General features: G+C 66.2%; 30 protein-coding genes. 29 read left to right on the top strand and 1 reads right to left on the bottom strand.

Features of this window, described 5'->3' with window-relative positions:
- Nucleotides 1-26: 26 nt before the first annotated feature.
- The 4 genes from fdhD (at nt 27) to ACSQ2G_RS02150 (ending at nt 5,194) form a co-directional block, all read left to right on the top strand.
- Complete coding sequence (fdhD, locus tag ACSQ2G_RS02165) at nt 27-842, top strand: formate dehydrogenase accessory sulfurtransferase FdhD (RefSeq protein ID WP_436027886.1); 816 nt, start codon at nt 27-29, stop codon at nt 840-842.
- The gene (locus ACSQ2G_RS02160; RefSeq protein WP_436027884.1) at nt 842-3,136 is read left to right on the top strand and encodes an FdhF/YdeP family oxidoreductase; all 2,295 of its coding nucleotides are present in this window, start codon (nt 842-844) and stop codon (nt 3,134-3,136) included. The genes fdhD and ACSQ2G_RS02160 overlap by 1 nt, the downstream gene beginning before the upstream one ends.
- Before the next feature lie 137 nt (nt 3,137-3,273).
- Complete coding sequence (locus tag ACSQ2G_RS02155; protein ID WP_436027882.1) at nt 3,274-4,113, top strand: GIN domain-containing protein; 840 nt, start codon at nt 3,274-3,276, stop codon at nt 4,111-4,113.
- A gap of 82 nt (nt 4,114-4,195) precedes the next feature.
- Nucleotides 4,196-5,194, top strand: coding sequence for a glycoside hydrolase family 43 (locus ACSQ2G_RS02150; protein ID WP_436027880.1), 999 nt, complete (start codon nt 4,196-4,198; stop codon nt 5,192-5,194).
- Nucleotides 5,195-5,299: 105 nt separating this feature from the next.
- On the opposite strand, the gene ACSQ2G_RS02145 is transcribed toward ACSQ2G_RS02150, so the two are convergent.
- Entirely contained in the window at nt 5,300-6,064 is a 765-nt protein-coding gene (locus ACSQ2G_RS02145; RefSeq protein WP_436027878.1) for a hypothetical protein, read from the bottom strand.
- Between the two features lie 667 nt (nt 6,065-6,731).
- Between ACSQ2G_RS02145 and rpsJ the strand changes: the two genes are divergently transcribed.
- The 25 genes from rpsJ (at nt 6,732) to rpsK (ending at nt 19,514) form a co-directional block, all read left to right on the top strand.
- Complete coding sequence (gene rpsJ, locus ACSQ2G_RS02140) at nt 6,732-7,040, top strand: 30S ribosomal protein S10 (protein ID WP_004616952.1); 309 nt, start codon at nt 6,732-6,734, stop codon at nt 7,038-7,040.
- A gap of 14 nt (nt 7,041-7,054) precedes the next feature.
- The gene (gene rplC, locus ACSQ2G_RS02135) at nt 7,055-7,822 is read left to right on the top strand and encodes a 50S ribosomal protein L3 (RefSeq protein WP_436027876.1); all 768 of its coding nucleotides are present in this window, start codon (nt 7,055-7,057) and stop codon (nt 7,820-7,822) included.
- On the top strand, nt 7,822-8,460 hold the full coding sequence (rplD, locus tag ACSQ2G_RS02130; RefSeq protein ID WP_056759343.1) for a 50S ribosomal protein L4: 639 nt from the start codon (nt 7,822-7,824) through the stop codon (nt 8,458-8,460). The genes rplC and rplD overlap by 1 nt, the downstream gene beginning before the upstream one ends.
- A complete protein-coding gene (locus ACSQ2G_RS02125) occupies nt 8,460-8,756 on the top strand; it encodes a 50S ribosomal protein L23 (protein WP_007662755.1) in 297 nt (98 codons plus the stop codon). The genes rplD and ACSQ2G_RS02125 overlap by 1 nt, the downstream gene beginning before the upstream one ends.
- Before the next feature lie 4 nt (nt 8,757-8,760).
- Entirely contained in the window at nt 8,761-9,597 is an 837-nt protein-coding gene (gene rplB, locus ACSQ2G_RS02120; protein WP_028041110.1) for a 50S ribosomal protein L2, read from the top strand.
- A gap of 3 nt (nt 9,598-9,600) precedes the next feature.
- On the top strand, nt 9,601-9,879 hold the full coding sequence (gene rpsS / locus ACSQ2G_RS02115; protein WP_012285669.1) for a 30S ribosomal protein S19: 279 nt from the start codon (nt 9,601-9,603) through the stop codon (nt 9,877-9,879).
- Between the two features lie 3 nt (nt 9,880-9,882).
- Nucleotides 9,883-10,263 carry a 50S ribosomal protein L22 gene (rplV, locus tag ACSQ2G_RS02110; protein ID WP_012285670.1) on the top strand — a complete coding sequence of 127 codons (381 nt, stop codon included), beginning with the start codon at nt 9,883-9,885 and terminating at the stop codon, nt 10,261-10,263.
- On the top strand, nt 10,263-11,012 hold the full coding sequence (gene rpsC, locus ACSQ2G_RS02105) for a 30S ribosomal protein S3 (RefSeq protein ID WP_028041108.1): 750 nt from the start codon (nt 10,263-10,265) through the stop codon (nt 11,010-11,012). Before rplV ends, rpsC begins: the two co-directional genes overlap by 1 nt.
- Nucleotides 11,013-11,024: 12 nt before the next feature.
- A complete protein-coding gene (rplP, locus tag ACSQ2G_RS02100) occupies nt 11,025-11,465 on the top strand; it encodes a 50S ribosomal protein L16 (protein WP_012285672.1) in 441 nt (146 codons plus the stop codon).
- Nucleotides 11,462-11,656 (top strand): 50S ribosomal protein L29, encoded by a 195-nt coding sequence (rpmC, locus tag ACSQ2G_RS02095; RefSeq protein WP_012285673.1) that lies wholly within the window; start codon nt 11,462-11,464, stop codon nt 11,654-11,656. The genes rplP and rpmC overlap by 4 nt, the downstream gene beginning before the upstream one ends.
- A 10-nt stretch (nt 11,657-11,666) precedes the next feature.
- On the top strand, nt 11,667-11,906 hold the full coding sequence (gene rpsQ / locus ACSQ2G_RS02090) for a 30S ribosomal protein S17 (RefSeq protein ID WP_436027871.1): 240 nt from the start codon (nt 11,667-11,669) through the stop codon (nt 11,904-11,906).
- Nucleotides 11,907-11,923: 17 nt separating this feature from the next.
- Nucleotides 11,924-12,292: a 50S ribosomal protein L14 gene (gene rplN / locus ACSQ2G_RS02085; protein WP_007662742.1), complete on the top strand. Its 369-nt coding sequence runs from the start codon at nt 11,924-11,926 to the stop codon at nt 12,290-12,292.
- Entirely contained in the window at nt 12,292-12,606 is a 315-nt protein-coding gene (rplX, locus tag ACSQ2G_RS02080; RefSeq protein WP_056759341.1) for a 50S ribosomal protein L24, read from the top strand. The genes rplN and rplX overlap by 1 nt, the downstream gene beginning before the upstream one ends.
- A complete protein-coding gene (gene rplE / locus ACSQ2G_RS02075; RefSeq protein WP_310086980.1) occupies nt 12,599-13,156 on the top strand; it encodes a 50S ribosomal protein L5 in 558 nt (185 codons plus the stop codon). The genes rplX and rplE overlap by 8 nt, the downstream gene beginning before the upstream one ends.
- A gap of 21 nt (nt 13,157-13,177) precedes the next feature.
- A complete protein-coding gene (gene rpsN, locus ACSQ2G_RS02070; RefSeq protein WP_018061186.1) occupies nt 13,178-13,483 on the top strand; it encodes a 30S ribosomal protein S14 in 306 nt (101 codons plus the stop codon).
- Nucleotides 13,484-13,493: 10 nt separating this feature from the next.
- Nucleotides 13,494-13,892, top strand: a complete 399-nt coding sequence (rpsH, locus tag ACSQ2G_RS02065; RefSeq protein ID WP_007662733.1) for a 30S ribosomal protein S8 — start codon at nt 13,494-13,496, stop codon at nt 13,890-13,892.
- Between the two features lie 19 nt (nt 13,893-13,911).
- A complete protein-coding gene (gene rplF / locus ACSQ2G_RS02060; protein WP_310086977.1) occupies nt 13,912-14,445 on the top strand; it encodes a 50S ribosomal protein L6 in 534 nt (177 codons plus the stop codon).
- Between the two features lie 3 nt (nt 14,446-14,448).
- Complete coding sequence (gene rplR / locus ACSQ2G_RS02055) at nt 14,449-14,805, top strand: 50S ribosomal protein L18 (protein ID WP_028041103.1); 357 nt, start codon at nt 14,449-14,451, stop codon at nt 14,803-14,805.
- A gap of 10 nt (nt 14,806-14,815) precedes the next feature.
- Nucleotides 14,816-15,421, top strand: a complete 606-nt coding sequence (gene rpsE / locus ACSQ2G_RS02050; protein ID WP_018113050.1) for a 30S ribosomal protein S5 — start codon at nt 14,816-14,818, stop codon at nt 15,419-15,421.
- A 3-nt stretch (nt 15,422-15,424) separates the two neighbouring features.
- A complete protein-coding gene (gene rpmD / locus ACSQ2G_RS02045) occupies nt 15,425-15,613 on the top strand; it encodes a 50S ribosomal protein L30 (protein WP_028041101.1) in 189 nt (62 codons plus the stop codon).
- Between the two features lie 127 nt (nt 15,614-15,740).
- Complete coding sequence (gene rplO / locus ACSQ2G_RS02040) at nt 15,741-16,226, top strand: 50S ribosomal protein L15 (protein ID WP_056759339.1); 486 nt, start codon at nt 15,741-15,743, stop codon at nt 16,224-16,226.
- Between the two features lie 282 nt (nt 16,227-16,508).
- Complete coding sequence (gene secY, locus ACSQ2G_RS02035; RefSeq protein WP_028041099.1) at nt 16,509-17,867, top strand: preprotein translocase subunit SecY; 1,359 nt, start codon at nt 16,509-16,511, stop codon at nt 17,865-17,867.
- Between the two features lie 132 nt (nt 17,868-17,999).
- The gene (locus tag ACSQ2G_RS02030; protein ID WP_310086970.1) at nt 18,000-18,569 is read left to right on the top strand and encodes an adenylate kinase; all 570 of its coding nucleotides are present in this window, start codon (nt 18,000-18,002) and stop codon (nt 18,567-18,569) included.
- A gap of 174 nt (nt 18,570-18,743) precedes the next feature.
- Nucleotides 18,744-19,112: a 30S ribosomal protein S13 gene (gene rpsM, locus ACSQ2G_RS02025; RefSeq protein ID WP_012285684.1), complete on the top strand. Its 369-nt coding sequence runs from the start codon at nt 18,744-18,746 to the stop codon at nt 19,110-19,112.
- A gap of 12 nt (nt 19,113-19,124) precedes the next feature.
- Nucleotides 19,125-19,514 (top strand): 30S ribosomal protein S11, encoded by a 390-nt coding sequence (gene rpsK / locus ACSQ2G_RS02020; protein WP_007662706.1) that lies wholly within the window; start codon nt 19,125-19,127, stop codon nt 19,512-19,514.
- Nucleotides 19,515-19,555: the final 41 nt, after the last annotated feature.

The raw sequence follows: 19,555 nt of genomic DNA, 5'->3' as shown, positions 1-19,555 counted from the left end.
GCATGGCCAGGCGGTAGACTTCGGCCATGTCGAAAGCCGCCGCTCAACGCCGTTCCGCCGTCCAATGGCGGGTCGGGGCCGGGTCCGGGATCATCGCCCGCGCCACGCCCCAGGAAGTCGCCGTGGGCCTGTCGTTCGACGGCCGGCCGCACACCGTGCTGATGGCCACGCCCGACGACGTCGCGGACCTGGCGCGAGGCTTCACCCTGACCGAGGCCGTGGCCCGCGCCGAGGACATCCTCGAGATCGAGGTCACCGAGACGGATCTGGGCGTCCTGGCCGATGTCAGGCTCAAGCCCGGGACGCTCCAGCGCAAGGCACGGCCGCGCACGCTGGAAGGACGGTCCAGCTGCGGATTGTGCGGCGTGCAGCGGCTGGCCGACGCGGTGCGGCCGCTGCCGCGCCTGGACGGCGGCGCAAGAGTGTCGCACCAGGCCGTGCAGCGGGCCGTCGACGCCCTGGACGACGTCCAGGCCCTGGGCCGCTTGACCCGCGCCACCCACGCGGCGGCGTTCGCCGATGGGGAGGGGGCGCTGGTCCTGGTCCGCGAGGACGTCGGCCGCCACAACGCCCTGGACAAGCTGGCCGGGGCGATGGCGCGCGAGGGGCGCGAGGCGTCGGGTGGCTTCGTGCTGGTTACCAGCCGCTGCTCGTTCGAGATGGTCGAGAAGACCGTGCGGATGGGCTGTTCGATCCTGGTGGCGGTTTCCGCGCCCACCGACCTGGCGATCCGCCGGGCCGAGGAGTCCGGCCTGACCCTGGCAGCCCTGGCCCGCGCCGACGGCCACGCCGTCTTCACCCATGCCGAGCGCCTGCTCGACATCGTTCCGGAGCTCGCGTGATGACCGACCGCAACCCCAATGCGGGCGTGCCCGGCATCCATCGCTACGACAACGCCGCCGGCGGCTGGGGGGCGCTGAAGGCGGTGGCCGGGGCGCTGAGCGACCAGGCCACGGTGATCGAGGGCGGCAAGGCCCTGCTGCGCGCCAACCAGCCGGAAGGCTTCGACTGTCCCGGCTGCGCCTGGCCCGATCCCAAGCACACCTCCTCGTTCGAATTCTGCGAGAACGGGGCCAAGGCCGTGGCCTGGGAGGCGACGTCCAAGCGCGCCACGCCCGAGGTGTTCGCGGCCCACACGGTCACCGAGCTCCTGACCTGGAGCGACCACGCCCTGGAGGACCTGGGCCGGCTGACCCACCCCATGGCCTATGACCAGGCGACGGACCGCTACCTCCCCATCGCCTGGGACGAAGCCTTCCAGCGCACGGCCGACGCGCTACGGGCCCTCGACCATCCCGACCAGGCGGAGTTCTACGCCTCGGGCCGGGCCTCGAACGAGGCGGCGTTCCTGTTCCAGCTGCTGGGACGGCGGGTGGGGACCAACAATTTCCCCGACTGCTCCAACATGTGTCACGAGCCGACCAGCGTCGGCCTGCCGGACTCGATCGGCATGGGCAAGGGTTCGGTGACGCTGGAGGATTTCGACCACGCCGACCTGATCCTGTGCTTCGGCCACAACCCCGGCACCAACCATCCGCGGATGATGACCACCCTGCGCGACGCCTCGCGGCGCGGGGCGACGATCCTGGCGTTCAATCCGCTGAAGGAGCGGGCGCTGGAGAAGTTCGCCGCGCCGCAGGACCCCGTCGAGATGGCCACCCTGTCCTCGACCCCGATCGCCTCGGCCTATTACCAGGTGGCCATCGGCGGCGACGCCCTGGCGGTGCAGGGGATGATGAAGGCCGTGCTGGCCCTGGACGCGGCGAGCCAGGGTACGGTCCTGGACCGCGCCTTCATCGCCGAGCACACCGAAGGCTTCGAGACGGTCAGGGCCGTGGTCGAGGCGCTGGACTGGGACGGGATCGAGGCGGGTTCCGGCCTGTCGCGCGCCCAGATCGAGGACGCGGCCCGGGCCTACGCCGGCGCCAAGGCCACGATCCTCTGCTACGGCATGGGTCTGACCCAGCATCGCTCCTCGTCCAGCACCGTGCAGCAGTTGGTCAACCTGCTGCTGCTGAAGGGCAATATCGGCCGGCCGGGGGCGGGGATCTGTCCGCTGCGGGGCCATTCCAACGTTCAGGGCGACCGGACGGTCGGGATCTGGGAGAAGCCCTCGGCGGTGTTCCTGGACGCCATGGACCGGGTGTTCGCCTTCAAGTCGCCGCGCGAGCACGGGCATACCGTCGTCGAGACGATCGCGGCCATGGAGGCTGGGCGGACCAAGGTGTTCGTCGGCCTGGGCGGCAATTTCGCGGTCGCCGCCCCCGATCCGACCCGCACCTTCGCGGCGATCCGGAAGGTCGGACTGGCGGTCCACGTCGCCACCAAGCTCAACCGCACCCACCTGCTGCACGGCGGCGAGAGCCTGCTGCTGCCGTGCCTGGGCCGCACCGAGATCGACGTCCAGGCCGGCGGCCGCCAGGCGGTGACGGTCGAGGACTCGATGTCGATGGTCCACGCCTCGCGCGGCCTGAACGCCCCGGCTTCGGACCAGCTGAAGTCGGAGCCGGCCATCGTCGCGGGGATCGGGGCGGCGCTGTTCGGGCCGGACGACATCGTCGACTGGCCGGGCCTGGCCGCCGACTACGACCGGATCCGCGACCTGATCGAGGCGGTCTTTCCCGAGGCCTTCGCCAACTATAACCAGCGGGTGCGCCAGCCCGGCGGCTTCCGCCTGCCGGTCCCGCCGTCCGACCGGGTCTGGAAGACGCCCAGCGGCAAGGCCCAGTTCCTGGCCCATCGCCACGACGGCCAGGACGCCCGGCGTGGCCAGGCCGACGTCCTGCTGCTGACCACCCTGCGCAGCCACGACCAGTACAACACCACCATCTATGGGACGAACGACCGCTATCGCGGGGTGTTCGGCCGCCGCGACGTGGTGTTCGCCCATCCCGACGACATCGCCGCCCGCGGCCTGAGGGCCGGCGACCGCATCGACCTGACGGCGGCCTTCGACGACACCGGCCGCAGGGCGGTGCGCGGCTTCACCCTGATTGAGCGCGACATCCCGCGCGGCTGCCTGGCGGCCTACTATCCGGAGGCCAACGTGCTGGTGGCGCTGGAGGACCATGACCATCGCAGCGGCACGCCGGCCTACAAGTCGGTTCCCGTGCGGCTGGCCGCCCACGCGGGTTGAAAGCGGCGGACGTCGACGGCGCCGCTTCGATTGCGGCCGGATCATGACAACCGGGTCATGACCTCGAATTAAGTCGTTTCTCGATAAGGGCGCGGCTAGCTTTCCCTCAACAAACGCTTTGCTTCGAGGGAATACCGATGCGCGCTCTTCTGCTCCTGGCCTCCGCGGCCGCCGCCCTGGGCTTCGCCGGAACCGCCGCCGCCGATCCGTCCGTGAAGATCAAGGACGCCGTGGCCCGTGTGGTCGTGGTGCCCGAGGCGCGTGGCGACGTGAAGGTTGAATTCCTGACCACCAACAAGAGCCTGCCGCTGGACATCCGCAAGAACGGCTCGGAGGTGACGGTCGACGGCCGCCTGCGCCGCAACCGCATCAACGGCTGCAACACGGTGATGGGCAAGACCGTCGTCCACGTGCGTGGCATCGGCGACGTGAAATGGGAGGACATCCCGCAGATCGTGGTCCGCGTGCCGATGGACGCCGAAGTGGGCGCCGCCGGCGCGGTGTTCGGCAGCGTCGGCCGCACCGACCACCTGGAGCTGTCCAACGCCGGTTGCGGCGACTGGACCGTGGCCAATGTCAGGGGCAAGCTCGAGCTGAGCCAGGCCGGCTCGGGCGACACCAAGACCGGCAGCGCCGGCTCGGCCGAGATCAACATCGCCGGCTCCGGCGACGTGAAGACCCAGGAGATCGGCGGCGACCTGGAGGTCAACATCGCCGGCTCGGGCGGCGTCACCGCCGCCAGCGTCAACGGCAAGCTGGAGGCCAATATCGCCGGCTCCGGCGACGTGACCGTCAACGGCGGCCGCTCGCGGTCGGTCGAGGTCAGCATCATGGGCTCGGGCAATGTCGACTTCGGCGGCGAGGCCGACACGGCCGAGGTGTCGGTCGCCGGCTCCGGCGACGTGAGCATCGCCAAGGTCAACGGTCCGGTCCACAAGTCGGTCGCCGGCTCCGGCGAGGTGAACATCGGCCGCTAGGGCGGCGCCCGGCCTCGTCAACATGGTGGATCGGCCTGGCCTCTCCGGGCTAGGCTGGCCGCCGTGTTGATGGGGAAGCGGCATGATCCTGCGGACGTTGGTGTTGATCGGCGCGCTGGCGCTGCCGGCGGTCGCGCAGGCCGCGGCCCCCAAGCCGCTCTATCGCGATCCCGTCACCGACGGCGCCGCCGACGTGTCGATCGTGTTCGACCAGGCCCACCGCGAATGGGTGATGTTCTACACCAACCGCCGCGCCACGATGAAGAGCCCCGACCCCAAGGACGTGGCCTGGGTCCACGCCACGCCGATCGGCATGGCGGTGTCGAAGGACGGCCTGGCCTGGGCCTACAAGGGCGTGGCGAAGATTCCCGCCGCCTGCACGGGCCAGACCCTGTGGGCGCCGGAGCTGTACGCCGAAGCTGGCGTCTACCACATGTGGCTGACCGTGGTGCCCGGTGTCTTCCACCGCTGGGGCGAGGCCGGGGCGACCGCGCGGATCGTCCACCTGACCAGCAAGGACCTGAAGGCCTGGACCTGCGGCGACACGCTGGACCTGGGCTCGGACCGGGTGATCGACGCCAGTGTGGTCAAGGTCGGCGACCGCTATCGCCTTTGGTACAAGGACGAACACAAGGGCAGCCGGATCGTGGCGGCCGAAAGCCCCGACCTCGTCCATTGGGCGCCGCTTGGCGACAAGCCTGTGGTCGACATGGGCGCCGAGGGGCCCAAGGTGTTCCGCTGGAAGAACGCCTGGTGGATGGTCGCCGACGCCTGGAAGGGCCTGATCGTCCTGCGCTCGGACGACGCCAAGACCTGGACCCTGCAGCCGGCCCGCCTGCTGGAGCAGCCGGGAACCCAGGCCACCGATACCGCCATGGGCCAGCACCCCGACGTGGTGGTCAGCGGGGGCAGGGCCTTCCTCTACTACTTCGTCCACCAATCCAATGAACCGCGGGCCAAGACCGACCCCTATTACGGCCAGCGGACCGTCATCCAGGTGGCGGAGCTGAAGGAAGCGGACGGCGTGCTGTCGGTCGACCGCGAGGCGCTGGTCGAGCAGGGGCTGGTCGCGCCGAAGTGAGCCGGGTTCGGCGAACCGTGCCTACGCCATATATATAAAGTGAAACGCCCCGAAGCCTGAGCTCCGGGGCGTTCCTTTGTTCACCCTAGGGCGAACGGCGGCCGCTTAGCGGACGCCGAAGCCGAACAGGGTGTCGGCGTCGATCAGGTCGGCGCCCGAACGGTCGCGGGTCTTCAGGCTGCCGCCGAAGGTGTAGCGGAAGCCAACCTTCACGGCTTCGGCGTTCAGGTCGGCCAGGTCCTTGGACTCGGTGTGGGTGTACTTGCCGAAGGTCGACCAGCCGGTGTTGGCGAACTTGTATTCGCCGCCGACATTGATGTCCCAGATGTCGGCTTCCAGACCGGCGTCAGCGTCCAGCTTCGAGTAGCCGGCGCCGGCGTCCAGACGGAAGTCGTCCGAGACGAAGTAGCGGGCTTCGCCGCGCACGGCGTACAGGTCGGCGTCCAGGTCGTTCGACTGGCCGTAGGCGACCAGGCCGTTCAGGGTGACCTTGTCGAAGTACTTGGAGGCTTCGGCGCCGACGGCCCACAGGGTGTCGTTCGACGGACGCGACAGGGCGGCGAAGCCGCCGACGCGCACGGTGTCGCCGGCGACCAGGGTCGTGGCGTGAGCGGCGGTCGAGGCGACGGTTTCGTCGCTCAGGTCGTTGTCGTTCACCGAGACGTTGCCGTTCAGGGTGACGGTCCAGGCGCCGGTCGGGATGGCGACGTTGCCGTCGACCTTCACCGAGGTGCCGTCGGCGTCGATGCCGGTGGCCTTGACGTCGCTGTAGTTCACCGCGGCGCCGATCGAGCCGACGTTCTGGGCGAAGGCGGGAGCCGAGACGGCCAGCGCCAGGACGGCGGCGGCGGCAAAGAGTTGGGTCTTCATAGTGGGTAATCCCCTTACTGTGTGGCCTCGATCGGCGGGCGGTCGTTTTGGGGAGGGCCGCCTGTCCGTCGAGGAGCGGCGGATCTATGGAGCTTCGGCCAAGGCGGCAAGACCGGACGGAACGGTCGCTAGAGCATTGATGCAGTTTTATGACACTTGCGCGACCGGGTTAACGTGCCTACCGCGCGCACTCGCCCGATCATGTTCATGCGCCGTGTTTTGAGCTTGTTTCGCATGACGGTGTTATATTCGACTAAGCTCTGCCAACTCCGCTCATCCGGTGAAAGCCGAGGAAGTGGGCGCCGCCTCGGGCGCGGGATCAGGCGCGGCCGGCGCCGGGCTTCGACCGGGACGAGCGGATCGACAGGGGAGGGCGAGGAGGTCCGGCGGCCCGTCCGAAACCCGCGCCGAACCGCTTGACGAAACCGATTCCCGCACGTAAAAGCCCCCCTCTGTTGGACCGGCTGTGAGCTTTCGAGCTCAGACGCGGTTCGCGAACGACTGCCGATCGCGCCTTTTGGGGCGCAGTTTTCAGTCACAGGCCCTCTCGGGAGACCGGGCGGGCCAATTTGTTTTGCGGACGCTGCGTTCGGACCCCTCGCGGGGACCGAGTTGGTCTTTGAAATGGTTCGAGACGCGGGCGCAGCCCACTAGGAAACCGAGCGATATGGATCGTCAGAACATCCGCATCCGGCTCAAGGCCTTCGATCACCGCGTGTTGGATCATTCCACGCGCGAGATCGTCAATACGGCCAAGCGCACGGGTGCGACGGTACGGGGCCCGATCCCCCTGCCCACGCTTATCGAGAAATTCACGGTCAACCGCTCGCCGCACGTCGACAAGAAGTCGCGCGAGCAGTTCGAGATCCGCACGCACAAGCGCGTCCTCGACATCGTTGATCCGACTCCGCAGACCGTGGACGCGCTGATGAAGCTCGACCTGTCGGCCGGCGTCGACGTCGAAATCAAGCTGTAAGGAGGGCCGAACAGATGACTCTCCCCGCTAATCGTACTGGCGTGATCGCCAAGAAGCTGGGCATGACCCGCTTCTTCGATGAAACCGGACAGCACGTCCCGGTCACCGTCCTGTCGCTGGATGGTTGCCAGGTCACGGGCCAGCGCACGGTCGAGAAGGACGGTTACACCGCCCTGCAACTCGGCGCCGGCGCCAAGAAGCCCAAGAACACCTCCAAGGCCCTGCGCGGCCACTTCGCCAAGAACTCGGTCGAGCCCAAGCGGATCGTCGCCGAATTCCGCGTCGATGAAGCCGCTCTGATCGATGTGGGCGCGGAATTCACCGCCGACCACTACGTTCCTGGCCAGAAGGTGGACATCCAAGGCATCACCGTCGGCAAGGGTTTCGCCGGCGCCATGAAGCGCTGGAACTTCGGCGGTCTGCGCGCCACCCACGGCGTCTCGGTCTCGCACCGTTCGCACGGCTCGACCGGCAACCGCCAGGATCCGGGCCGTACGTTCCCGGGCAAGAAGATGGCCGGTCACCTGGGTCAGGAAACCGTCACCACCCTGAACGTCACCGTTTGGAAAGTGGACGTCGAACGCGGCCTGATCCTGGTCAAGGGCGCCGTCCCCGGCTCGGAAGGCAGCTACGTCAAGGTTCGCGACGCGATCAAGAAGGCCGCTCCGGCCGACCTGCCGCGTCCGGGCGCCTTCCGCAAGGCTGGCGAGGCTCCGGCCGCCGCCGCTGAAACCCCCGCTGAGGAAGCCCCCGCGGTGACCACCGAAGAGGGCGAAGGCTAATGAAACTCGACGTCATCAAACTGGACGGCGGCAAGGCCGGTTCCGTTGATCTCGACGACGCCATCTTTGGCATCGCCGACATCCGCGGCGACATCCTGCAGCGCGTCGTCACCTGGCAGCTGGCCAAGCGCCGCTCCGGGAACCACAAGATTCAGGTCCGCAACGAGGTCTCTCGTACGGGCAAGAAGATGTACAAGCAAAAGGGCACCGGCTCGGCTCGTCACGGTTCGCGCCGTGCGGCTCAGTTCGTCGGCGGCGCCAAGGCCCACGGCCCTGTCGTCCGTAGCCACGCGTTCGATCTTCCCAAGAAGATCCGCGCCATGGCTCTGCGCCACGCGCTCTCGTCGAAGGCCAAGTCCGGTTCGCTGGTCGTGCTGGACAGCGCCGTTCTGACCGATCCGAAGACGGCCGCCCTGCGCGCCAACTTCGAGAAGATCGGCCTGAAGAACGCCCTGGTCATCGCGGGTCCGGAAGTGGACGGCAACTTCAAGCTCGCCGCCCGCAACATTCCGAACATCGACGTGCTGCCGAACGCCGGCCTGAACGTCTATGACGTGCTGCGTCGCCAAACGCTCGTCCTGACCAAGGACGCGATCGAGGCGATCTCGGCCCGTTTCGCTGAGAAGGAAGCCGCCTGATGGCCGCAACCGCCCGCCACTACGACACGATCCTGTCGCCGGTGATCACCGAGAAGGCCACCCTGCTCAGCGAGCAGAACAAGGTTGTCTTCCGCGTGTCCGCCGATGCGTCGAAGGACGAAATCGCCGCCGCCGTCGAAGAGCTGTTCAAGGTCAAGGTCACCAAGGTCAACACCCTGGTCACCAAGGGCAAGACCAAGCGCTTCCGTGGCATCATCGGACGCCGTTCCGATGTCAAAAAAGCCATCGTGACCCTGGCCGAAGGCCAGTCGATCGACATCACGACGGGGCTCTAATCAGATGGCCTTGAAGCACTTTAACCCGACCAGCCCCGGCCAGCGCGGCCTGGTGCTGATCGACCGCAGCGAGCTCCACAAGGGCCGCCCGGAAAAGAAGCTGGTCGAAGGTCTGACCAAGTCGGGCGGTCGCGGCGGCAACGGCCGCATCGCGGTCCGCTTCCGCGGCGGCGGCGCCAAGCGCCTCTACCGTCTGGTCGACTTCAAGCGTCGTAAGCAAGGCACGGCCACGGTCGTCCGCCTCGAGTACGACCCGAACCGCACCGCCTTCATCGCCCTGATCAAGTATCAGGACGGCGAGCTGGCCTACATCCTGGCCCCGCAACGCCTGAAGGCCGGCGACGAAGTCGTCACCGCCGACAAGGTCGACGTGAAGCCGGGCAACGCCTCGCCGCTGCGCACCCTGCCGATCGGCACGATCATCCACAACGTCGAGCTGAAGCCCGCCAAGGGTGGTCAGATCGCGCGTTCGGCTGGCGCCTACGCCCAGCTGGTGGGTCGTGACGCCGGCTACGCCCAGATCCGCCTGAACTCGGGCGAGCTGCGCATGGTGCTGGACAGCTGCATGGCCACCGTCGGCGCCGTGTCGAACCCGGACCACATGAACGAAAACCTCGGCAAGGCCGGGCGCGTTCGTCACATGGGCCGTCGTCCTCACGTCCGCGGCGTCGCCATGAACCCGGTCGACCACCCGCACGGCGGTGGTGAAGGCCGCACCTCGGGCGGCCGTCACCCGGTGACCCCGGCTGGTAAGCCGACCAAGGGCGCCAAGACCCGCGTCAACAAGGCCACGGATAAGTTCATCATCCGTTCGCGCCACAAAGCGAAAAAGGGCCGCTAAGCCATGACCCGCTCCGTCTGGAAAGGCCCGTTCGTCGACGGGTACCTCCTGAAGAAGGCCGACGCCGCTCTCGCGTCGGGCCGCAAGGACGTCATCAAGACCTGGTCGCGCCGCTCGACCATCATGCCGCAGTTCGTCGGCCTGGTGTTCGGCGTGCACAACGGTCAAAAGCACGTTCCCGTCTCCGTGTCGGAAGACATGGTCGGCATGAAGTTCGGTGAGTTCGCACCCACCCGCAACTTCCCCGGCCACGCCGCCGACAAGAAGGCGAAGAGGAAGTAGGCCATGAGCCAAGCTAAACAACCTCGCCGCCTGCCGGCCAATGAAGCGATGTGCAAGGTTCGCACCTTGCGCACCAGCGCCCGCAAGCTGAACCTGGTCGCTCAGTCCATCCGTGGCCTGAACGTCCAGCGCGCTCTGAACGAGCTCGAATTCAGCCACAAGCGTATCGCTCAGGACGTCCGCAAGGCGCTGTACTCGGCCATCTCCAACGCCGAGAACAACCACAACCTCGACATCGACTCGCTGGTCGTCGCCGAGGCCTATGTGGGCAAGAACCTGGTGATGAAGCGCTTCTCGCCGCGTGCTCGCGGTCGGGCCACGCGCGTTGAAAAGCCGTTCTCCGAGATCACCATCGTGGTCCGCGAACTGGGTGAGGCCGCCTGATGGGTCAGAAAGTCAATCCGGTCGGGCTGCGGCTCGGCGTAAACCGTACCTGGGACAGCCGTTGGTTCGCCGACGGCGAGCAGTACGGCAAGCTCCTGCACCAGGACCTCGCGGTCCGTGCGATGCTGAAGAAGCGCCTGTATCAAGCCGGCGTCTCGCGCATCATCATCGAGCGTCCGCACAAGAAGTGCCGCGTGACGATCTATGCCGCCCGCCCGGGCGTCATCATCGGCAAGAAGGGCGCTGACATCGACAAGCTCCGCAAGGACCTGTCGGTGATGACGGAAGGCGAGGTTCACCTGAACATCGTCGAAATCCGCAAGCCCGAAACCGATGCGCAGCTGGTGGCCGAGTCCATCGCCCAGCAGCTCGAGCGTCGTATCGCGTTCCGTCGCGCCATGAAGCGGTCGATCCAATCGGCCGTCCGTCTCGGCGCCAAGGGCATCCGCATCAACGTGTCGGGCCGCCTCGGCGGCGCGGAAATCGCGCGGATGGAATGGTATCGCGAAGGTCGCGTGCCGCTCCACACCCTGCGCGCCGACATCGACTACGGTTTCGCGGAAGCCAAGACCACCTACGGCATCATCGGCGTGAAGACCTGGATCTTCAAAGGCGAAGTGCTGGAGCATGACCCGATGGCGCTCGACAAGCGTCTGGCCACTGAATCCGGCCCGGCCGGCGAAGGTGGCGGACGCGAGCGCGGCGATCGTCCCGACCGGGGCGACCGCGGCCGTCGCGATCGGGGCTAAGGATAGAGCGCTATGCTGTCACCGAAAAAAACCAAGTATCGCAAGCAGTTCAAGGGCCGTATCCACGGCACCTCGAAGGGCGGCACCCTGCTGAACTTCGGTTCGTACGGCCTGAAGGCCGTCGAGCCGGAGCGCATCACGGCTCGCCAGATCGAAGCTGCTCGTCGCGCCATCACCCGCCAGATGAAGCGTCAAGGCCGCGTCTGGATCCGTATCTTCCCGGACGTGCCGGTCACCGGCAAGCCGGCCGAAGTGCGGATGGGTAAGGGCAAGGGCGCCGTGGACCACTGGGCCGCTCGCGTGGCTCCGGGCCGCATCATGTTCGAAATCGACGGCGTGCCGGACGATATCGCGCGCGAAGCCCTGCGCCTTGGCGCCGCCAAGCTGCCGATCCGTACCCGCGTCGTCACCCGCATCGACGCTGGTGCGGCTCTGGAGGCCGAAGCGGCATGACCAAGATCCAAGACATCCGGGGCATGACTCCCGACCAACTCGCCGAGCAGCTGCTCAACCTGAAGAAGGAGCAGTTCAATCTGCGCTTCCAGGCGGCGACCGGTCAGGTGGAAAAGACCCACCGCGTCGGCGAGATCCGCAAGGAAATCGCCCGCATCAAGACCGTGCTGCGCGCCAAGGCTGCGGCTTAAGGAGAACGATATGCCCAAGCGTATCCTCGAAGGGGTTGTCGTCTCCGATAAGGGCGACAAGACCGTAGTGGTCAAGGTTGAACGGACCATCGTTCACCCGCTGCTGAAGAAGATCGTGCGTCGGTCCAAGAAGTACCACGCGCATGATGAGAGCAATGCGTACAAGGCGGGCGAGATTGCTCGCATCGTTGAGTGCGCTCCGAAGTCCAAGCTGAAGACCTGGGAAGTCCTTCCCAAGGCTTCAGCTTAATCTGGAAGGTTTGAACCATGATCCAGATGCAAACTAACCTGGAAGTCGCCGACAACTCCGGCGCCCGCCGGGTCATGTGCATCAAGGTGCTGGGTGGCGCAGGTCGTCGCTACGCCAGCGTCGGTGACGTGATCGTCGTGTCCGTGAAGGAAGCCATTCCGCGCGGCCGCGTGAAGAAGGGCGACGTGCTTCGCGCCGTCGTCGTTCGCGTGAACCAAGGCATGAAGCGTAAGGACGGGTCGCTGATCCGTTTCGACAAGAACGCCGCGGTCATCGTCAACAAGCAGAGCGAGCCGGTCGGCACGCGGATCTTCGGCCCGGTTCCCCGCGAACTGCGCGCCAAGAACCACATGAAGATCATCTCCCTCGCCCCCGAGGTGCTGTAATGGCTGCCAAGATTAAGAAGGGCGACCGCGTTGTCGTCCTGGCCGGCAAGGACAAGGGCAAGCAAGGCGCCGTGACCCAGGTTCTCCCCAAGGAGAACCGCGTCCTGGTGCAAGGCGTGAACCTGGTTCAACGCCACACCAAGGCCACCCAGGCTGATCCGCAAGGCGGCATCAAGAGCAAGGAAGCGACCCTGCACGTCTCGAACGTGGCTCTGGTCGATTCCAACGGCAAGCCCACCCGCGTCGGCTTCAAGATCGAAGGCGACAAGAAGGTGCGCGTCGCCAAGACGACGGGCGAGGTGATCAATGGTTGATCAAGCTTACGAGCCGCGGCTGAAGACCGAATATCGCGCGCGCATCCGCGCCGCGATGAAGGAGCAGTTCGCGTACACCAACGAAATGCAGATCCCCAAGCTGGACAAGATCGTCCTGAACATGGGCATCGGCGAGGCGGTGGCCGACTCCAAGAAGGCCCAGACCGCGCTGAAGGATCTGATGGCCATCGCCGGCCAGAAGCCGGTCGCCACGAAGGCCCGCAAGTCGATCGCCGGCTTCAAGCTGCGCGAGGGCATGGTGGTCGGCGCCAAGGTGACCCTCCGCAAGGACCGGATGTACGAATTCCTCGACCGCCTGGTCACGATCGCGCTGCCGCGCGTGAAGGACTTCCGCGGCCTGAACGGCAAGAGCTTCGACGGCCGTGGCAACTACGCCATGGGCCTGAAGGAGCACCTGGTGTTCCCGGAAATCAACTATGACCAGATCGAACAGATCTGGGGCATGGACATCATCGTCTGCACCACTGCGAAGACCGATCAGGAAGCCAAGGCTCTCCTGAAGGAATTCCAGTTCCCGTTCACGAATTAAGAGCGGGCAGGGAAACACACCATGGCCAAGAAAAGCGCCGTTAACCGTAATCTCGCGGTCAAGGCCCTCGTCAAGCAATACGCCGACAAGCGCGCCGCGCTGAAGGCGATCGCCAACGACGAAAGCCTGCCGCTGGAAGAACGCTTCGAAGCCCGCCTGAAGCTCGCGAAGCTTCCGCGCAGCTCGTCGGCCGTTCGCATTCGCAACCGCTGCGAAGTGACCGGCCGCCCGCGCGCCTACTATCGCAAGCTGAAGATGAGCCGGATTGCTCTGCGCGAACTGGGTTCGCAAGGGCAGATCCCCGGCCTCGTCAAGTCGAGCTGGTGAGGACGATCAGATGTCGATGAACGATCCCCTGAGCGATATGATCGCTCGCATCAAGAACGCCGCCACGCGCAAGCGCGCCAAGGTCGCGACGCCGGCTTCCAAGCTGCGCGCCCGCGTCCTGGACGTGCTGGCCGACGAAGGCTACATCCGCGGCTACTCGCTGGTCGAGAAGCCCGGCGCGTTCCCCGAATTCGAGATCGAGCTCAAGTATTTTGACGGTGAGCCCGTGATCGCCGAGATCAGCCGCGTGTCCAAGCCTGGCCGTCGCGTCTATTCGTCGATCAAGGACCTGAAGCCGATCAAGAACGGCCTGGGCATCTCGATCCTTTCGACGCCGAAGGGCGTCATGTCGGACTCCGCCGCACGCGACGCTAACGTCGGTGGCGAAGTCCTCTGCCGCGTCTACTAGGCGCGGGAGGGAACAGAGCATGTCACGTATCGGTAAGAAGGCCGTCGCGATCCCCTCGAACGTGCAAGTCACGATCGACGGGCAGACGGTCACGGTGAAGGGCCCCAAGGGGCAACTCGCCTGGACCATCGCCGAAGAGATCGCCGTTTCGCAGGAAGGTTCCGACCTCCTGCTGGCGGCGCGCGATGAGAGCAAGCGCGCCAAGTCGATGTGGGGCCTGTCCCGCACGCTGGTGGCCAACATGGTGCAAGGCGTCACCACGGGCTTCGAGGAAACCCTCGAGCTGGTGGGCGTCGGTTACCGCGCCGCGATGAAGGGCACCGCGCTCTCCATCCAGCTCGGTTTCTCCCACGATGTGGACGTCGAGGCTCCGGCCGGCGTCACCTTCGCGGTGCCCAAGCAGACCGAAATCAAGATCGCCGGCGCTGACAAGCAGGCGGTTGGCGAGATTGCCGCGAAGATCCGTCGCATTCGTCCGCCGGAGCCCTACAAGGGCAAGGGCGTGCGGTATGCTGGCGAGAAGGTTCGCCGCAAGGAAGGCAAGAAGAAGTAAGCCATGGCGCTCTCACCTCGCGAATCCGCCGTGCGTCGTGCCCAACGCACCCGCACCCGCCTCAAGGCCCTGTCCAACGGTCGCCCGCGTCTGTCGGTCTTCCGTTCGTCCAAGAACATCTACGCCCAGGTCATCGATGATGAACGCGGCGTGACCCTGGCTTCGGCCTCCACCCTCGAGGGTGAAGGTTCGGCCAAGGGCGCGGACAAGGACGCGGCCGCCCTGGTCGGCAAGCTCGTCGCCGAACGCGCCATCGAAAAGGGCGTCAAGGACGTCGTCTTCGATCGCGGCGGCTACATCTTCCACGGACGGGTGAAAGCCCTGGCCGACGCCGCGCGCGAAGCCGGCCTGAACTTCTAAGGGAAACATCATGGCTCGTGGTGACCAACAGCGCGGAGAAGGCGGCCAACGCCGGGACCGTCGCGACCGCAACGCCCCCGAAGAGCGGGTCGACAGCGACATCGTCGAAAAGCTCGTCCACATCAACCGCGTCGCCGCCACCGTTAAGGGCGGCCGTCGCTTCAGCTTCGCCGCTCTGATGGTCGTCGGCGACCAGAAGGGCCGCGTCGGCTACGGTCATGGCAAGGCGCGTGAAGTGCCCGAAGCCATCCGCAAGGCGACCGAAGAAGCCAAGAAGACCATGGTCCGCGTCCCGCTCCGCGAGTCGCGCACCCTGCACCACGACGGCTACGGCCGTTGGGGCGCTGGCAAGGTCATGATGCGCGCCGCCCCTCCCGGCACGGGCGTCATCGCCGGTGGTCCGATGCGCGCGGTTCTGGAAACCCTGGGCGTCCAGGACGTCGTGGCCAAGTCGACGGGTTCTTCGAACCCGTACAACATGGTCCGCGCTACGTTCGAAGCCCTGAAGGTTCAATCGTCGCCCCGCCAGATCGCCGCCAAGCGCGGCAAGAAGGTCGGCGACATTCTCGGCCGCCGCGCCGACGGAGCCTCGGCTCCGGACGCCATCGAGGGCTAAGACATGGCTACGCAAACCAAGACCGTGAAGGTTCGCCAGACCGGCAGCCCGATCCGCCGCAACGCCGTCCAGCGCGCCACGCTCGCTGGCCTGGGTCTCAACAAGCTGGGCCGCGAGTCCGAGCTGGAAGACACCCCCTCGGTGCGCGGCATGATCCGCAAGGTCCAGCACCTGCTGGAAATCGTCGAGTAGGTCTGCTACGAGACGTCGAAATCGCCACCCCCGGTGAAAGCCGGGGTGGTTTTCGTTTGAAGTTTCTTTGTTTTCAAAAGCCGAGTCCGGCCGCTGGCCGGGCGCAGATCTCCAAGGAGAGGCACACATGACCAAGCTGAATGAACTGGCTCCGGCTCCCGGCTCGACCAAGGGCCGCATGCGCATCGGCCGCGGCCCGGGTTCGGGCAAGGGCAAGACCGGTGGTCGCGGCGTGAAGGGCCAGAAGGCGCGCTCGGGCGTCGCCATCGCCGGCTTCGAAGGCGGCCAGATGCCGCTGCACATGCGCATGCCCAAGCGCGGCTTCAACAACCCCTTCCGCCTGGAGTTCGCCGAAGTGAACCTGTGGCGCCTGGAGCAGGCCGTGGCCGCTGGCAAGTTCAAGGCCGGCGCCGAGCTGGCTCCGGCTGACCTAGTCGCCGCCGGCGTGATCCGCCGCGAACTGGACGGCGTGAAGCTGCTGGGCAAGGGCGAGATCAAGACCGCCCTGAAGCTGACCGTCTATTCGGCGACCGAAGCCGCCATCAAGGCCGTGGAAGCCGCCGGCGGTTCGGTGACCGTGACCAAGAAGGCCAAGGCGCAAGCCGAAGCCTAAGTCCATAGCGTCATCCCGAATCCGGCGCGCCAAGCTCTTGGACGCCGTCGCCGGGATCGCGGACAGGGCAGGGGAGACCCCGCCAGGTGCGCAGTTTCCCATCGGGATGACAGAATAACGAGGCTCGCCGTGACATCGCGGCGAGCCTCACCTATGTACGGCTCCGTACTCGGGCCTTGTCCAGCCCCGGCGATTCACCGCCGACCGGACCTGGCTCGGATTTATGCTTGGAGCGCGACCAAGGCCGCGGATGCGGCGCGCGCTCTCGACGTGGGGATTTGAATGGCCTCGGCCGCCGAACAACTCGCAGCCAACATGAACTTCGGGTCCTTCCAGAAGGCCACCGAACTTCACAAGCGCATCTGGTTCACGCTCATCGCCCTGATCGTCTACCGGCTCGGCACCTATGTGCCGATCCCGGGGATCAATCCGGAAGCCTTCGCCGCGGCGTTCTCGCAGCAGTCGAAGGGCATCCTGGGGATGTTCAACATGTTCTCGGGCGGGGCCGTGCAGCGCATGGCCGTGTTCTCGCTGAACGTGATGCCCTACATCAGCGCCTCGATCATCGTGCAGCTGATGGGCTCGGTGTATCCGCCGTGGGAGAAGCTGAAGAAGGAAGGCGGCGAAGCCGGCCGCAAGACCCTCAACCAGTACACCCGCTACCTGGCGGTCATCCTGGCCATTGTGCAGTCGTTCTCGATCGCCGTGGGCCTGCAGAGCCAGCCCAACATGATCGTCGGCGGCATCGCCCCGGCCTTCTTCATCCTGTCGACCGTGGTGGCCCTGACGGGCGGCACCCTGTTCCTGATGTGGCTGGGCGAGCAGATCACCAGCCGCGGCGTCGGCAACGGCGTGTCGCTGATCATCTTCGCCGGCATCGTGGCCGCTCTGCCGCTGGGCGTGGTGCAGATGTTCACCCAGGTGCAGACTGGCGCGATGTCGGGCTTCGCCCTGTTCGCCGTGGCCGTGCTGGCCGTGGCCGTGATCTTCTTCATCGTGTTCATCGAGCGCTCGCAACGCCGGCTGCTGGTCCACTATCCCAAGCGCCAGCAGGGCAACCGGATGATCGGCGGCGACACCTCGTTCATCCCGCTGAAGCTGAACACCGCCGGCGTCATCCCGCCGATCTTCGCCTCCAGCCTGCTGCTGCTGCCGACCACGGCCATGGGCTTCCTGGCCACCGCCAACCTGCCCAACTGGCTGCAATGGCTGCCCAGCGTCGTGGGCGCCCTGCAGCACGGCCAGCCGCTGTTCATGGTGCTGTACGCGGCCCTGATCATCTTCTTCTCGTTCTTCTACACCTCGGTTGTGTTCAATCCCGACGAGACGGCCGAGAACCTGCGCAAGTACGGCGGCTTCATGCCGGGCATCCGTCCGGGCAAGCGGACGGCGGAGTATCTGGACTACGTCCTGACCCGCCTGACGGTGATCGGCGCGGCCTACATCACCGCCGTCTGTATCCTGCCCGAACTGCTGATGAGCAGCATGGGGCCGACCAAGTTCGCCTTGGGCGGCACCTCGATCCTGATCGTCGTGACCGTGACCATGGACACCGTCGCCCAGATCCAGTCCCACCTGCTGGCCCACCAGTACGAAGGCCTGATCAAGAAATCGAAGCTTCGCGGCGGCAAGGGGCGCTAACCCCTTCCGGCGCGACGTAAGGCAGGAACACGGAAGCCGGTTTGTCACAATCCGGCTTCCGTTTTCGTCGAACCCACTCTAGGTCTGGGCGGACGCGGGCGGCAGACCCGCGGAAACGCAGGAAGCGCATTGATGAACTTGATCCTGTTCGGGCCGCCTGGGGCGGGCAAGGGGACCCAGGCCAAGCGCCTGGTCGAGCAGCGGGGCATGGTCCAGCTGTCGACCGGCGACATGCTGCGCGCCGCCATCGCCTCGGGCTCGGACCTGGGCCAGAAGGTCAAGGGTGTCCTGGACCGCGGCGACCTAGTCACCGACGAGATCGTCATCGCCCTGATCGAGGAGCGCCTGCCCGAGGCCGAGGCGGCCGGCGGCGCGATCTTCGACGGCTTCCCGCGCACCATCGCCCAGGCCCAGGCCTTGGACACCATGTTGGCCAAGCGGGGTCAGAAGATCGACTCTGTTCTCCGACTCAAGGTAGACGAGCCCGCCCTGATCGAACGCATCACCAAGCGATACGCCGAGCAGGGACGGTCGGACGACAATCCCGAAACCTTCGTGAATCGCCTGGACCGCTACAACGCCGACACCGCGCCGCTGCTTCCGTACTATCGGGAGCAGGGCAAGTTGTCGGAAGTCGACGGCATGGGCACCGTGGAAGCGGTGGCCGGCTCCATCGACGCCGCGCTTTCGGTCGTGGCTTGAGACTTCGTTGGAATCCTCTCGATTGAGCGGATTCCGCCATTGACGGATGCGCAACTATCCCTATAACGGGGCGCTTCCGCGAAAGGGCGCGATCTGTGCGCGCCGGACTGGGTCGAAAGACCGGGCCGGGCGCGCCGTTCGCGTCTTTAGTGCGTGACTAGGAGAACATTAGACGTGGCCCGTATCGCAGGCGTCAACATCCCGACGAACAAGCGCGTTTTGATCGCGCTTCAGTACATTCATGGCATTGGCCAGAAGTCCGCTCGTGACATCGTCACGAAGGTGGGCATCGATGACGCCCGCCGGGTCAACCAGCTGACCGACGCCGAAGTGCTCGCGATCCGTGAAACGATCGACAAGGACTTCACCGTCGAAGGCGACCTGCGCCGCGAAAATTCGATGAACATCAAGCGCCTGATGGACCTGGCCTGCTATCGCGGCCTGCGTCACCGTAAGGGCCTGCCGGTCCGCGGTCAGCGCACGCACACGAATGCTCGTACCCGCAAGGGTCCGGCCAAGCCGATCGCCGGCAAGAAGAAATAAGGTAGCCTGACGATGGCCAAGGAACCGGCTCGCGTTAAAAAGCGCGAACGCAAGAACATCACCTCGGGCGTGGCGCATGTGAACGCCTCGTTCAACAACACCATGATCACCATCACCGACGCGCAAGGGAACACCATCTCCTGGTCCAGCGCCGGCGCGATGGGCTTCAAGGGCTCGCGCAAGTCGACCCCGTACGCCGCTCAGATGGCTGCGGAAGACGCGGGCAAGAAGGCCGCCGAACACGGTGTGAAGACCCTCGAGGTCAACGTGTCGGGTCCGGGTTCGGGCCGTGAGTCGGCCCTGCGCGCTCTCCAGGCCGCGGGCATGACCATCACGACGATCCGCGACGTGACGCCGATCCCGCACAACGGCTGCCGTCCGCCCAAGCGTCGTCGCGTCTAGTACTATCAAGACCCAATTCTCCATCGCCGGCTGCGAGATTC

Origin of the sequence: Caulobacter sp. LjRoot300, from assembly GCF_964253875.1 — a bacterium.
GTDB lineage: Bacteria > Pseudomonadota > Alphaproteobacteria > Caulobacterales > Caulobacteraceae > Caulobacter.
This window is presented reverse-complemented; position numbering and strand designations above follow the sequence as displayed.